The following is a 13,091-nucleotide window of genomic DNA, read 5'->3' as shown; positions in this document are numbered from 1 at the left end:
ACGGCAATCCCGCCTGGAGCTACATGATCCGCCACCCGCATGGCGACTTCGCCCTCTTCGTGGGCGAGCTGCCGGCCGAGGGGCCGGATGCCGGGCTCTTCGGCAAGACCCTGCCCTTCGAGGTCTGGGTCAATGGCGCCGAACAGCCCCGCGGCCTGGCCGCCGTGGCCAAGACCCTGTCCATGGACCTGCGTACCAATGACGCGGCCTGGCTGCGCCTCAAGCTCGATGCCCTGGCCACCGTGGCCGAGGAGCGGGCCTTCGAGATGCCCATGCCGCCGGGCGGCGAGTCGCGTCTTTTCCCCGGCGTGGTGGCAGCCACCGCGGCGGTGATCCGTTGGCGCGCTGAGCAGCTGGGCGCCCTGCAGGAGGGCGGACCCACGCCCGTGATCGACGCCATGTTCAGCCGCGAGGAGCCCCGTACCAGCACCATGGGCACGCTGGCCTGGGCGGTGGATGTGGACAACCCCGCCACCGGCGAGCTCTTCACGCTCACACTCAAGGAAGTGACCCTGCCCACCCCCGAGGGCGGCACCGTGACCCGCCCCTGCGCCATGGGCTTCTCGGGCAACTATCCCAAGGCCCTGGACGGCATGGCCCGCCTGCTCTCGCTGGACATGCGGGTCATGGACCCGGCCTGGATCGGCATGAAGCTGCGCAAGCTGCTCAATGTGGGCGAGCCCCTGGGCCATTTCATGGCGCCGGTGCCCACGCTCTCGGGCGAGCGGCGGCAGCAGATCTGGCCCTCCACCGTGGCCTATGTGGCGCGGCTCGTCATCCACCGCTATGCCATGCTGGGCATCCTGGACGAGCAAGGCATGCCCCTGGTGGAGATGGGGCTGCTGCAGTCGCCGCTGGCGCCCAAGAGCGCCCCGGGCATGGCGGTCCAGACCCAGGCTGGCAAGCCCTGCCCGGAATGCGGCAATGCCACCATGATCCACAAGGACGGCTGCGACTTCTGCACCGCTTGTGGCTATGTGGGGCAGTGCGGCTGAGTGGTGGCACGGCCCCGGGGCAGGGGCAGCATCCGGCCGGTGCCACCACGCCGGGAGCCCTGTTTCAGGTCGGCGTCACCCCACCTTGACCACAAGCCAGCGACCGCCCGCGTCCTTGCATGCGGTCCAGCTTGAATGGCTGGCCGTGACGGTTCTGGCATAGCTTGTCGAGCGCACGCGCCGGCACTCGGCGTAGCCCTGCACCTTGGGTTCGCCCACCACTTCGAGGCTCGCCCCTGCGCCCGTCGCCTCATTGCGCCACTGGGCGGGCGCGGCAGAGGGCGGGGCGTTCAGCACCTTCAGTGCCGTCTCGATGTGCAGGCGTATGTCCTCGTCGTTGAATTGCTCCATCGGCGTGTCACGCAGGACAGCGCCCCAGCCGCCGCTGGCGTGGGCAGCAGGGCCGGCAAGAGTGAGCAAGCCCACCATGCAGGCAAACATCTGGCGAAATGGATTCATCGTGTGCCCTTCCAGCTCATGCATGCAGGACATCGCCCCAGGTTTCCCGACGCCGCCGGCATGCGGGTGTCCGTGGACGAAGCCCCCGCCTTGCCCGCATCAGACCCAGACAGGGTCTGCAGGGCTGAACCTTGTGTATGTCCCTGATTTGCGGGGAATTATGAGGGCAGAGCGTCCGATGTGAGCGCCTGGGTGGGTCAAGCCAGGGATAGGCTGCATCGCCCCGTTTGGCGACCGCGGCGATGCAGGGCAGTACTGGCTGCTCAGGGGGCCGTGCCCAGCCCCAGATCGCTGCCGCAGCGCGTCGCTCAGGCCGGTTCGCGGCGCAAGGCCTGGCCGGCACGGGCCAGGGCGGCCGCAATCCCCTGCAGATGCTCGCCGGCGGGCTCGGGCCAGTCCTGGCCCGGGGCCTGCAGCCGGGCCAGGGCGGCCGCATCCAGCAGGGCCTCGCGGCGGAACTCCAGCTGCAGGGCGCCGACCTGGGGCTGGCCCAGGGGGCGCAGCAGCGCGCCGAAGTGCTGGGTCTCGTAAGCCCCCTTGTAGGGCTTGTTGAGCCGGATGGCCTGCTGGCTTTCCGCCTCGCCCAGGCCCAGGGCCTGCCCCCAGGCCCGCGCAATGCGGCGCAGCTCGGCGCCCGACAGGCTCAGGGGCTCGCCCGCCTCGTCGCCCTGTTCATTGCCGCGATTGCCCAGATTCATCCAGTCCGGCAGTCTGTCCTCGGCGGGGCGCTCCACCACGATGGCGCCGTCGGCGCGCATCTTGGTGTTCATGGTGTCGTGCAGGCTGATCACGCGCAGGGGCGCGCCGGGCGGGCGCTTCTCCAGCAGCAGTTCCAGCACCTGCTCGCAGCAGGCGCGGTACACCGCCACGCTGCGCTCCGCCGCATCGCGCAGCAGCTCGCCCAGGGCCTGCCACTGGGCCGGCGAGCCGGGCTCTAGCAGCACGTCCTCGCCGCTGAAGGTGATGGGGCGTATGGCATCGACACCGCCGAAGCTCAGGGATTCGCCCGCGCGCTGCCGGTGCAGGCGGCGGAAGAACTCCTGCAGCCCCCCCAGGGCATCGGCCGGTGGGGCGCGGTTGGCGTCCTGCACCAGGCGCGAGGCGGGGTTCTCGATGTAGACCACGCCCGCATCGGCCGCCGCCCAGGCCCGGCCCAGGGGAGCGGTGAGGCAGTCGGAGTAGTCGCACTGCTTGCGCCGGCTCAGGGCCGGCGAGACATGCGGGCGCAGCTCCGCCGGAAAGGCGGCGCTGGCATGCGGGCCCAGGACCAGGGTGTCCACACCCTCAGCCACCTCGCTCAGGGCCTGGCGGCCGCGGGCCTGCCAGAAAACCAGTTCCTCGGGGCGAAAGCGCCGCCCAGCTTCTATCCACAGCAGATCCTTGGACATTCTTGCCTCACTTCAGTGACGCCAGCAGCAGGCCAGCCCCCACCGAGACCACGGTGTAGATCAGCACGGGCAGCAGGAAGGAGTGATTGATCACGGCCGCGCCGATGCGGGTGCTACCCGTGAGGTCCAGCTCCACTGTGGCGATCTGCGAGCCATTGGTGGGCAGCAGGAACACGCCCACCACGGCGGGCCACATGGCGGCCAGGGTGGCGGGCGAGAGGCCCAGGGCAATGCCGATGGGAATGATGGAGAAGGTGGCGCTGGACTGGCTGGTGGTGATGGCGGCCACGGCAAACAGGGCCACGGCGATCATGAGGGGGTTCTGCTTGGCCAGCTCGCCCAGGCCGCCCACGATCACCTCCTGGTTGGCGGCGATGAAGGTATTGGCCATCCAGGCCACGCCGAACAGGGCCACCACGGCCACCATGCCCGAGTCGAACAGGGGGCTCTTGACGATGTCGCCGGCCTTGATGCGGCACAGCGCCGTGATCAGGGCGGCCACGGTGAACATGGTGATCTGGATCAGCTGTGAGAGATCCACCTCGACCAGCTTGTCCTTGGCCATCACCAGGGGACGCAGTTCCTCAAAGATGCCGGCGCACACGATGAAGATCACGCCGGCCAGGAAGATCAGGGCTGAGCGCTTGCCCTCGGCGGTCACGGGCTTGGCCTGGCCCTCGCTGCTGGGCGGCTGGAGCTGGCCCGAGGCCAGGCGGGCCTGGTACTCGGGGTCGTCTTCCAGCTCCTTGCCGCGGCGGTTCATCACAAAGGCCGCCACGATGATGGCCAGGATGGAAGCCGGCACCGTGATCGACAGGATGTCGGTGATCTTGAAGCCCAGGGGCGCCATCAGACCCACCATGGCCGCCGTGGCGGCAGAGACCGGGCTGGAGGTGATGGCCAGCTGCCCGGCCGTGGCCGCCAGGGCCAGGGGCCGCTCGGGGCGCACCTTGTTGGCGTAGGACACCTCGTAGATCACCGGCATCAGGGAGTAGTAGATATTGCCCGTGCCCGCGCCCACGCAAAAGCCGTAGGTGGTCAGCGGTGCCACGAAGGTGATCTGACGTGGAAAGCGCCGGATGAGCTTCTGGGCCAGGCTGACCAGGTAGTCAATGCCGCCGGCCAGCTGCATGGCGCCGGCCGCCGTCACCACGCTCATGATGATGAGCATGGCGCTCACCGGCACGCTGCCCGGTGCAATCTTGAACAACAGCACAAAGGCCAGCACGCCCACGGCGCCGAACAGGCCGATGGCCATGCCCTTGTAATGCACACCCACCGCAATCAGGCCTATCACCATCAGGCCCTGTATCAGGATCAAGAGCATGTCCATGAGTTCTCCGCTGAAACTGCTGTTGGGCGAGGGCCTGATGTTGCGCGCTGCCGCCGCCTTGTGTCGCCGCGCTTGGCGATTATTGGAAATCGCTCATCTTGTGTTGGGCGCGTGGGCCGGCGCCTTGTACCAGTCGCTTTTCGGCACCACGATGGCCTGGCTGGGCTGCCCCAGGAAGTGGGGCGACATGATCTGCACGCCGTGCTCGTTGAACACGTCCTGGATATTGGCATGCAGGGCCGACTGTATGGGCACGCGCTGCATGGCGCCATCAATGCCCGCAAACAGCTCGTATTCCACGTAGAAGTCGGATAGCGCACGCTGGTAGACGTAGGGCTCGGGCGTCTTGAGCACCCGGGGTGTGCGGCGCGCAGCCTCCTCCAGCATGGCGTGCACCTGGCGCCAGGGCACGTCGTAGCCGATGGTGACCTTGGCCGTGAGCAGGGTGCCATGGGTGTGGGAGAGCTTGGAGTAGTTGTGTATGGGGTTGGCCACCAGCACCGCATTGGGAATGGTGATTTCCTCGTTGCGGATGCTGATCATCTTGATGGCCAGGGAGGACACCTCGGTGACCACGCCCTGCATGCCGTTGACCTCGATGAAGTCGCCCTTGCGCAGCGCCCGCGAATACACCAGCACCAGGCCACTCATGGCCTGGTTGACCACGCCCGAGGAGCCCAGGGTGAGCATCAGGCCGAAGAGCACGGACAGGCCCTTGAAGGCCTCGCTGCTGGAACCGGGCAGATAGGGGTAGGCGATGGCGATGCCCAGGCCCCAGACCATGATGGTGACGATGCGCCGGGTGGCGGTGGTGGTCTCCTGATGCAGAAAGGGCAGTTGCAACCGCCCCTGCTGAACGGCGTTGAAGAAGTAGCCCAGCACATCGGCCACCGCGCGGGTGAGCAGCAGCACGATCAGCACCGTGGCCAGGCCGGGGAGCCCCTCCAGAACGCCTTCCCCCACCCAGGCCAGCTTGTCCAGCAACCAGTCGTCCAGCTCATGGGCCAGGGGCTGGGTGGCCACAAAGCTGGCCAGGGCCAGCCGGGCCCAGACATAGGCAAACAGCAGCAGCACCAGCCACAGGATGATCTGGGTCGTGCCTATGGCCAGACGCGCCAGCAGCTCGCGCCAGTCCACGCCGACCTGTCGGGCGGCCATGCGATCGCGCAGCGCCTCCAAGCGCTGCAGGCTGCGGCGGTAGAAGCCCAGGGCCAGCATCACCAGGGCCGCAAATCCCGCGGTGGCAGCCACCGCCTTGAGCAGGCCCGTCAGCAGCAGGGGGCGGTCATTGGCGGCGTGCCAGGCCTTGCGCGCCTGCTCCAGCCGCCCCAGGGTGCGCTGACTCAGGCCCTCCAGGGTTTCGCCCCGCGCGCCGTCCAGGTCGCCCTCCACCACGGAGAAGAGATTGGTATCCCCCAGCATGAACTGCATGCCCGTGGTCTTCTGGAACTCGAAGGGCATGGCCTGCAGCGGCAGGTCCATGGCCGAGGGCGGCAGTTCGCGGATGCGCTCCAGCGCGATGTCCACGCGTCGCTGGGGCGATGCGCCGGCCACCTCCACGCGGAAGGTGACGATGTCGCGGTTGAGCAGGCGCAGCGTGGCGGGCTCGGCCGGCTTGGCCACCGCACCCACGGCCCAGGCCGAGCCCAGGCCGGCCAGGAGCGACACCAGGAGCAAGAGCATCAGTATCAGCGGCAGCGACCGGCCCGAGCAGGGAGCGACTCCGTGGGCGGATGAGGCCGGGACGGCCAGGGGCAGGGCGGGCAGCTTCCGATAAGGCATGACGTGGCGGGTTTCCGAGGGCGCAGGGGCAGTCCGCGCCAACGGTAGTGCAAGGACGGCTTCTTGACTAGCCCTAGCCCTTGCGCTGCCGCAGGCACTCTGGGCTTGACAGGGGTCAGCTCTTGCCCTGCTCCCCGCGACGGCGCGCTCCTGCGGCTCAGATGGCCAGGCTGGTCCGGGCGCTGTTGCGCACGGCCAAGCCTTGGGCATCCACCAGGCCGTTGTAGATGCCTTCCAGCGTGCTCACGATGCTGGACCAGCCCAGCTGCTCGGCGCGCTGGCGCGCCGCCAGGCCCATGGCCCGCAGGCCGCCCACATCGCCCGTCATCAGGCGCGCCAGACGCTGGAACTCGGCGGCATTGCCCAGGGGGGCGCGCCAGCCGTTCACACCATTGCTCAGCAACTGGCTGGCGGCGGCGTAGTCGTAAGCCAGCACCGGTAGGCCGCTGGCCAGGGCCTCGGCCGTGACATTGCCGTAGGTCTCGGTCAGGCTGGGAAAGATGAAGAGATCGCCGCTGGCGTAATGCGCGGCCAGGTCCTCGCCGTGGCGCATGCCGGCAAAGATGGCGTCGGGCAGGCGTGCCTGCAGCTCGACCCGTGCCGGGCCGTCGCCCACCAGCACCAGGCGGGCGCGCGGCTGAACCTGGCGCAGGGCTTCGAAGGCCTCGATCAGGTGGGTCAGGTTCTTTTCCGGGGCCAGTCGGCCCACATGCACGATCACCGGGTCCTGCTCGCCCACGCCCCAGGTCGCACGCAGGGCCGGGTTGCGGCGTTCGGGGCTGAAGAGCCGTGTGTCCACGCCCCGCGCCAGCACGCGCACGCCGTGGAAGCCCAGGCCCTCCAGCTCCTGGCGCAGGCCGGCGTCGGGCACCATGGTGCAGTGGGTCTTGTTGTGGAACTTGCGCAGATAGACCAGGATGGGCTTGTTCAGCCAGCCAATGCCGTAGTGCTTGCTGTAGGCGTGGAAATTGGTGCGGAAGTCCGAGCAGATGGGCAGCTTGAGGTAGCTGGCCGCCTGCAGCGCGCTCCAGCCCAGGGGGCCCTCGGTGGCGATGTGCACGATGTCCGGCCGGCGCAGCGTCCAGAGCTGCACCAGGCTGCGCTTGGAGGCCATGCCCATGCGCAGATGCGGGTAGCGTGGGATGGGCAGGCCGCGCATCAGCACCTCCTGGAAGTCGGCACCGGCATCGCCGTCCGCCACCGCGCCCTGCTCGCCGGGCCGCTGGCGCGGACGCAGCAGCTGCACCGCGTGGTTGCGCTCGCGCAGGCCCTCCACCACGCAGGCCACGGTGCGCGCCACGCCATTGACCTCGGGGGGGTAGGTCTCGCTGACCATGGCCACGCGCAGGGAGCGCCGCAGCGGCGGGATCTCGTCGACCTCGATCTCGGGGGGCGGCTCATGCGGCTTCATGCCCGCATGCTCGCAAGCCAATGAGGCAATACCGTGACGCTTGCATGCAGTCCTGGCGTCACCGCAGCGTCATCTGGGCGCTTCACCATCCGGTCACGCGCGGCCGGTCCCGGCCTCAGTCTCTGTCGGGCCGCTTGCTCGATCGATGCCATTCACTCTCAGGAGCCCATGTGAAGAAGACGGACTTTCTGCAAGCGCTCGCCATCCAGCGCTGGGACGACCACCGCTACTACCACCACAGCCGCATCAACCAGAGCCTGCACCTGCTCAGCGCCATCAGCTTTGTGGTGGCCTACGGCTTGCTCTTCATCGACCCGCCCCTGGCCGCCCTGCTGGCCTGGTTGGTGTCCATGAGCAGCCGGCAGGCCGGGCACTTCTTCTTCGAGCCCAAGGGCTATGACCATGTGAACCAGGCCACCCACGAGCACAAGGAAGAGATCAAGGTGGGCTACAACCTGCGCCGCAAGGTGGTGCTGATGGCCCTGTGGGCCGGCTCGCCCCTGCTGCTGCTGGCCCAGCCCACGCTGTTCGGCGCCTTTGCCGCGCCTGCCGCCAACCTGATTGAGTTTGCCCGCCAGGTGGGCTGGATGTGGCTGTGGCTGGGCGTGGCCGGACTGCTGTTCCGCACCGTGCATCTGTTCTTTCTGCAGGGCGTGCAGACCGGCCTGGTGTGGATGAGCAAGATCCTCACCGACCCCTTCCACGACATCATGCTCTATCACCGCGCGCCCCTGCACCTTCTGCGCGGCGAGCTGATCGACCCCATGGGGCATGTGCAGGCGCATTGAGGCCTGAGCCACGGCGCGATTAAGCTCCCGGCCTGCCGAGCCCGCCCGCACGGCGGGCTCTCTTTTTTTGCATCCGGGGTCGCCTGTTTGCAGCGAGCCCCGGTCCTGATGTCTGCAGCGCAACACATGAACATCCGTCACGCCACACCAGAGGACCTGCCGGCCCTGAGCGAGCTGCGCGACTGGTATATCGCCAATTCCAATGCGACCTTCGATGTGGCGCCCCTGTCGGCCGAGGCCATGCAGGCCTGGTTCTCGCAGTTCGGGCGCGGCCCTCATCGCCTCTTGGTGGCCGAACAGGCGGGCCGGCTGCTGGGCTATTGCAGCAGCCAGCGCTATCGCGCCCATCCGGCCTTCGACACCACGATAGAGACCAGCATCTACGCCCATCCCCAGGCGGCGCGCCGCGGCGTCGGATCGGCGCTCTACCAGGCCCTGTTCGAGGGCCTGGCCGGGCAGGGCCTGCACCGCGCCGTCGTCGGCATTGCCTTGCCCAACGCGGCCTCGCTGCGCCTGCACGAGAAGTTCGGCTTCCGGCCCGTAGGCGTCTTCAGCGAATACGCGTCCAAGAACGGGCAATTCATCAGTTCGCAGTGGTTGGAGCGCGCGCTGGAGTCATGAGCGCCGCGGGCGATGAGCCCGTCGGAACGACTCAAGCCAAGCCCTCCGGCACAGCGGCCAGCATGTCCAGCGGGCTGCGCACGGCGCCACCGCCCAGCCTGAGCACATGGGTGTAGATCATGGTGGGGGCCACATCCGAGCGCCCCAGCAGCTCCTGCACGGTGCGAATATCGCTGCCGTTTTGCAGCAGGTGGGCGGCACAACGAAGTTGCTGTGCAGACTAACTTGTACTCAAGCTACGTCGGAACTAAAGCAGTGGCGCAGGGTGTGAGGCGTGGCCAGCCGGCGCATCGCCACCGTGGAGCCGGTGTTCGCCAACCTTGGGCACAACAAGCGGCCGAGCCGCTTCACGCTCAGGGGCCTGAGCAAGGTGGCACGCAGTGGCAACTGTTCTGCCCGGTGCGCAACGTCGAGAAACTGGCGCACGGCGGCTGGAGGCGGTGAGGGTCACGGCCAGGGGCCTGATATCCCCCATCAGCAGGGCTCGGTAGCGCTCGTAGTCGCCCGCAGTTGGCGCCACAATCAGCCGCAATGAAAACCCTGCTGAACCAGCGCCCCTTCTGCCCGCTAACGTCCGTGACGCGTGGGCAATGGGTTGGTGGACAGCTTCGTTAGGTTGCAAGCGATGCACGCAGACGTCCCGAGTCCAGTTGACCTCCGCCGCATGGAAGACGCGCGTGCGTGGGCGGACGAAGTGATGGTCAAGCGACCTTGGAGAGTTGAGTTCTTCGAGGTGTTTGCCTCCGTCATCCAAGAGGCGTCCCTTCGACGGCCTGCGCGAGTGCTGGAACTTGGCTCCGGCCCAGGTTTCTTGGCCGAGTATCTTCTCAAGGCTCTGCCGGCGATCGAGTACGTCGCGCTGGACTTCTCACCGGCCATGCACGAGCTCGCGGCTGGACGGCTTGGTTTGCTTGCGCACCGGGTGCAGTTTGTCGAGCGTAGTTTTCTCGACGAGTCGTGGGTTAATGGGCTCGGAGAGTTCGATGTGGTTGTTACTCTGCAGGCCGTACACGAACTGCGCCACAAGAATCGAGCGCGCACGCTTCACTCACAGGTGAAGGCACTTCTTTCGCCTGGCGGAAGCTATCTTGTTTGCGACCACTTCTCTGGCGAAGGCGGAATGTCGAACGACCAGTTATACATGTCTGTGGCCGAGCAGCAAGAAGCACTTGTCCTCGGCGGCTTCAAACACATCCGTCAGTTGCATGCTCGGGGCTCTCTGGTGCTCCACCATGCAACCTAATCATTCCATCGAGGGGATGTCCAGCCGGCTGCGCCGTCTGGCCACCCCGCATGTCAAACGTTGACCGCAAACCAGCGAGGATCACCATGCTCCAAGGTTCTTGTCACTGCGGGCGGGTTCACTGGCAATTCGACGGAATGCCGGAGTCGGCCACTGCGTGCAATTGCACGGCATGTCGCCGCTATGGTGTCCTGTGGGCGTATGGCTACCAAGACGAAGGCGTCCAGGTCACGGGTGCGACCAAGGCCTATGTTCGAGGCAACTCACTGGGTTTTCACTTCTGCCCCGAGTGCGGCAACCTGGCCTACTGGCGTTCCTTGGAGCCCAACCAGGAAGGGCGCCGCCGGATCGCAGTGAACCTGCGACTCACAGAGCCTGGGCCCATCGCGCATCTGCCGATCGACCACTTCGACGGGCTGGACACATGGGAAGACCTGCCGCGCGATGGGCGCTGCATTCGCGACCTCTGGTTCTAGCGGGTGCGTAGCAGCTAGCCTCGCGCTTGCGCTTGCTGAAGTCCGGCCCAGCCGGTTTGCGCTTGGCGGGATGAACGCGCCGAGACAGAATGCTCGCGACGACTTTCAACGATCCACCCCCTCCAGGAGACGCCCTGTGTTCAGTCATGTCATGGTCGGTACCAACGATATCGAGCGCTCCAAGCGCTTCTACGACGCGGTGCTCAAGGTGCTGGGCGCCGGTGAGGCGCTAGAGAACAGCAACAAGACCGGGCAGCGGCGGCTGTTCTACCGGCATGAGGGGGTCACGTTTTGCGTGAGCGAACCCATAGACGGCCAGGCGGCCACGGCCGGCAATGGCAGCACCATAGGCTTCAAGTGCAGCTCGCCCGAGCAGCTGCGCGAGTTTCATGCAGTGGCGGTCGCCCATGGCGGAGCGGCCATCGAGGAGCCGCCCGGCCCGCGTGCCGGTCCGTCCGGTGAGCTGTATCTGGCGTATGTGCGCGACCCGGATGGCAACAAGCTCTGCGCGCTATACCGGCCCAAGGCCTGAGGCCGACTGGCGTCCACTGCGGCTGCCAGCGCTCGTTCGGGTTTGTGCTGTCGCCTGCTTCTGGGGCTCGACAGCCATGAAGCGGGGGAGCGCAAGAGGGGCCGTGATACAAGCTGCCTGACCCATGCAAGGGGGTGACAAGCCCCCGAGCTTTGACGAACTCAGGGAGCGTTATTGATGAAGCAACTCGGTGCAGAGTTTCTCGGGACCTTCTGGCTGGTGCTTGGCGGCTGCGGAAGTGCCGTGCTGGCTGCGGCCTTTCCGGAATTGGGGATTGGACTGCTGGGCGTGTCCCTGGCCTTTGGCCTGACGGTGCTGACCATGGCCTTTGCCATCGGGCATATCTCGGGCTGTCACCTGAACCCGGCCGTGACCGTGGGCTTGGTCGTGGGCGGGCGCTTCCCGGCGGCCCAGGTCCTGCCCTATGTCATCGCGCAGGTGCTGGGGGCCGTGGCGGCGGGCGCGGTGCTTTACGTGATCGCATCGGGGGCGCCCGGGTTCGATGTGAGCAAGGGCTGTGCCTCCAACGGCTATGGCGCCCATTCGCCCGGCGGCTACTCCCTGCTGGCCGCCCTGGTCTGCGAAGTCGTGATGACCGCCTTCTTCCTGCTGATCATCCTGGGCGCCACGGACAAGCGTGCGCCGCAGGGCCTGGCGCCGGTGGCCATAGGCCTGGCCCTGACGCTGATTCACCTCATCAGCATCCCGGTGACCAACACCTCGGTGAATCCGGCGCGCAGCACCGGCGTGGCGCTGTTCGTGGGGGACTGGGCCGTCAGCCAGCTGTGGCTGTTCTGGCTGGCGCCCATCGTGGGCGCGGTGCTGGGCGCCCTGGCCTACAAGTGCATCGGTGGCGACGAGAAGGCCGCGCAGCAAGCCGCCTGACCCGATGATGGTGGCGGGGGCTGTGGCGGCGGGGCCGGCGGCCTGAGCTTCAGCCCAGGCGCTGGGCCAGCATCTCCTTGAGCAGCTCGCGCTTGATGTGCTGGTGGCTCAGGCCCTCGCGCTGCCACCACCAGCCCTCGTCCAGCATGGCCTGGGCCGCGGCCACGAAGCGGGGCAGCAGCTCCTGGTCGAACAGGGCCTCGTCGAAGTCCAGGCTGAAGATCATGCGGCCCGTGCCCACCCAGGACAGCCACAGGCCCTGGCGGCGCAGATAGAACTGCAGCATCCAGTGGTAGCGCGAGGGCTGGGTGTAGAGCACGGTCCAGATGGAGGCGAGCTGGCTCACCCGCACCGGCGCGCCGATGGCGGCCAGGGCGGCGTTGAGCCGCGCGGCGCGCCCAGCTTGGATCGCATCCTGGTTTTCGTACAGGGCCTGCACCTCGGGGCGCTGCAGCCGGTCCAGAAAGCTGGCCATGGCGCCCATCACATAAGGGTGGCTGTTGAAGGTGCCGCGCGCAAAGCACAAGTCCGCCGGGCGCGCTTCCTTGAAGCGCTTCATCAGCGCGGCGCGGCCGCAGAGCACGCCCACGGGCAGGCCGCCGCCCAGGGTCTTGCCATAGGTGACCATATCGGCTTGCACGCCGAAGTAGGCTTGCGCCCCGCCGGGCGCGAGGCGGAAGCCCACGAAGATCTCGTCGAAGATCAGCACGATGCCGCGCTCGCTGCACACGGCGCGCAGCTCGCGCAGCCACTGGGCATAGGCCTCGCGGCTGATGCCCCCGGCGCGGCGCGAGCCGTCCACCAGGGTGGAGTCGCCGGGCGCGGGGCTGTTGGGGTGCAGCATCTGCAGCGGGTTGACCAGCACGCAGGCGATGTCGCGGCGGCTGCGCAGCACCTGCAGGCTCTTGGCGTCCATGTCCTTGAGCGTGTAGGTGTCGCGCGGGGGCTGGGGGTTGCCGGGGCCGGGCTGCACGTCTTCCCACCAGCCGTGATAGGCCCCGCAGAAGCGCACCAGATGGCTGCGGCCCGTGTGGTAGCGGGCCAGGCGCACGGCCTGCATCACGGCCTCGGTGCCGGACATGTGGAAGCTCACCTCGTCCAGCCCCGAGATCGTGCGCAGCCGCGCCACGTTCTCGGCCACCAGGGGGTGATAGGCGCCCAGCAGGGGGCCCAGCTCG

General features: G+C 67.6%; 12 protein-coding genes and 2 pseudogenes. 7 read left to right on the top strand and 7 right to left on the bottom strand.

Annotated elements, in window-relative coordinates:
* Nucleotides 1-995: pseudogene (locus tag ACK5F2_RS06970) on the top strand (ribonucleoside-diphosphate reductase, adenosylcobalamin-dependent); the annotation flags it as partial.
* Between the two features lie 75 nt (nucleotides 996-1,070).
* Here ACK5F2_RS06970 and ACK5F2_RS06965 read toward each other — a convergent pair.
* The 5 genes from ACK5F2_RS06965 to ACK5F2_RS06945 all read right to left on the bottom strand — a co-directional run bounded on the left by ACK5F2_RS06965 (nucleotide 1,071) and on the right by ACK5F2_RS06945 (nucleotide 7,368).
* The gene (locus ACK5F2_RS06965; RefSeq protein ID WP_409863742.1) at nucleotides 1,071-1,478 is read right to left on the bottom strand and encodes a hypothetical protein; all 408 of its coding nucleotides are present in this window, start codon (nucleotides 1,476-1,478) and stop codon (nucleotides 1,071-1,073) included.
* Between the two features lie 284 nt (nucleotides 1,479-1,762).
* On the bottom strand, nucleotides 1,763-2,842 hold the full coding sequence (locus ACK5F2_RS06960) for an N-formylglutamate amidohydrolase (RefSeq protein WP_409863741.1): 1,080 nt from the start codon (nucleotides 2,840-2,842) through the stop codon (nucleotides 1,763-1,765).
* A gap of 7 nt (nucleotides 2,843-2,849) precedes the next feature.
* Nucleotides 2,850-4,175, bottom strand: a complete 1,326-nt coding sequence (locus tag ACK5F2_RS06955) for an anaerobic C4-dicarboxylate transporter family protein (protein WP_409863740.1) — start codon at nucleotides 4,173-4,175, stop codon at nucleotides 2,850-2,852.
* A 93-nt stretch (nucleotides 4,176-4,268) separates the two neighbouring features.
* Nucleotides 4,269-5,858 carry a mechanosensitive ion channel family protein gene (locus ACK5F2_RS06950; RefSeq protein WP_409863738.1) on the bottom strand — a complete coding sequence of 530 codons (1,590 nt, stop codon included), beginning with the start codon at nucleotides 5,856-5,858 and terminating at the stop codon, nucleotides 4,269-4,271.
* 256 nt (nucleotides 5,859-6,114) lie between these two features.
* A complete protein-coding gene (locus ACK5F2_RS06945) occupies nucleotides 6,115-7,368 on the bottom strand; it encodes a glycosyltransferase family 4 protein (protein WP_409863737.1) in 1,254 nt (417 codons plus the stop codon).
* Between the two features lie 170 nt (nucleotides 7,369-7,538).
* On the opposite strand from ACK5F2_RS06945, the gene ACK5F2_RS06940 reads away from it, so the two are divergent.
* Both ACK5F2_RS06940 and ACK5F2_RS06935 read left to right on the top strand, forming a co-directional pair.
* On the top strand, nucleotides 7,539-8,156 hold the full coding sequence (locus ACK5F2_RS06940; protein ID WP_409863736.1) for a hypothetical protein: 618 nt from the start codon (nucleotides 7,539-7,541) through the stop codon (nucleotides 8,154-8,156).
* Between the two features lie 126 nt (nucleotides 8,157-8,282).
* Nucleotides 8,283-8,777 (top strand): N-acetyltransferase family protein, encoded by a 495-nt coding sequence (locus tag ACK5F2_RS06935; RefSeq protein ID WP_409863734.1) that lies wholly within the window; start codon nucleotides 8,283-8,285, stop codon nucleotides 8,775-8,777.
* Between the two features lie 31 nt (nucleotides 8,778-8,808).
* Here the strand turns inward: ACK5F2_RS06935 and ACK5F2_RS06930 are convergent.
* Nucleotides 8,809-8,976 (bottom strand): annotated as a pseudogene (locus ACK5F2_RS06930) (tyrosine-type recombinase/integrase); the annotation flags it as partial.
* Between the two features lie 465 nt (nucleotides 8,977-9,441).
* Between ACK5F2_RS06930 and ACK5F2_RS06925 the strand changes: the two are divergent.
* From ACK5F2_RS06925 to aqpZ, 4 genes are all read left to right on the top strand, one after another.
* Complete coding sequence (locus tag ACK5F2_RS06925; protein ID WP_409863732.1) at nucleotides 9,442-10,020, top strand: class I SAM-dependent methyltransferase; 579 nt, start codon at nucleotides 9,442-9,444, stop codon at nucleotides 10,018-10,020.
* A gap of 86 nt (nucleotides 10,021-10,106) precedes the next feature.
* Nucleotides 10,107-10,496, top strand: a complete 390-nt coding sequence (locus ACK5F2_RS06920) for a GFA family protein (protein ID WP_133603410.1) — start codon at nucleotides 10,107-10,109, stop codon at nucleotides 10,494-10,496.
* A gap of 136 nt (nucleotides 10,497-10,632) precedes the next feature.
* Nucleotides 10,633-11,028: a VOC family protein gene (locus ACK5F2_RS06915; RefSeq protein WP_409863730.1), complete on the top strand. Its 396-nt coding sequence runs from the start codon at nucleotides 10,633-10,635 to the stop codon at nucleotides 11,026-11,028.
* Nucleotides 11,029-11,205: 177 nt separating this feature from the next.
* The gene (aqpZ, locus tag ACK5F2_RS06910; RefSeq protein WP_409863729.1) at nucleotides 11,206-11,913 is read left to right on the top strand and encodes an aquaporin Z; all 708 of its coding nucleotides are present in this window, start codon (nucleotides 11,206-11,208) and stop codon (nucleotides 11,911-11,913) included.
* 49 nt (nucleotides 11,914-11,962) lie between these two features.
* Here aqpZ and ACK5F2_RS06905 read toward each other — a convergent pair.
* The coding region (locus ACK5F2_RS06905; RefSeq protein ID WP_409863727.1) for an aminotransferase class III-fold pyridoxal phosphate-dependent enzyme at nucleotides 11,963-13,091 on the bottom strand (1,129 nt) is incomplete at its 5' end.

Source organism: Roseateles sp. (assembly GCF_046300915.1).
Lineage (GTDB): Bacteria > Pseudomonadota > Gammaproteobacteria > Burkholderiales > Burkholderiaceae_C > Kinneretia.
Note: the sequence above shows the minus strand (reverse complement) of the source record. Positions and strands in the feature narration are given on the sequence as shown.

What these genes read in the sequence shown, in the direction of transcription:
- aqpZ (WP_409863729.1), top strand. Translation starts at nt 11,206, where the DNA reads ATGAAGCAACTCGGTGCAGAGTTTCTCGGGACCTTCTGGCTGGTGCTT.
- ACK5F2_RS06965 (WP_409863742.1), bottom strand. Translation starts at nt 1,478, where the DNA reads ATGCATGAGCTGGAAGGGCACACGATGAATCCATTTCGCCAGATGTTT.
- ACK5F2_RS06955 (WP_409863740.1), bottom strand. Translation starts at nt 4,175, where the DNA reads ATGGACATGCTCTTGATCCTGATACAGGGCCTGATGGTGATAGGCCTG.
- ACK5F2_RS06950 (WP_409863738.1), bottom strand. Translation starts at nt 5,858, where the DNA reads ATGCTCTTGCTCCTGGTGTCGCTCCTGGCCGGCCTGGGCTCGGCCTGG.
- ACK5F2_RS06960 (WP_409863741.1), bottom strand. Translation starts at nt 2,842, where the DNA reads ATGTCCAAGGATCTGCTGTGGATAGAAGCTGGGCGGCGCTTTCGCCCC.
- ACK5F2_RS06935 (WP_409863734.1), top strand. Translation starts at nt 8,283, where the DNA reads ATGAACATCCGTCACGCCACACCAGAGGACCTGCCGGCCCTGAGCGAG.
- ACK5F2_RS06945 (WP_409863737.1), bottom strand. Translation starts at nt 7,368, where the DNA reads ATGAAGCCGCATGAGCCGCCCCCCGAGATCGAGGTCGACGAGATCCCG.
- ACK5F2_RS06925 (WP_409863732.1), top strand. Translation starts at nt 9,442, where the DNA reads ATGGAAGACGCGCGTGCGTGGGCGGACGAAGTGATGGTCAAGCGACCT.
- ACK5F2_RS06920 (WP_133603410.1), top strand. Translation starts at nt 10,107, where the DNA reads ATGCTCCAAGGTTCTTGTCACTGCGGGCGGGTTCACTGGCAATTCGAC.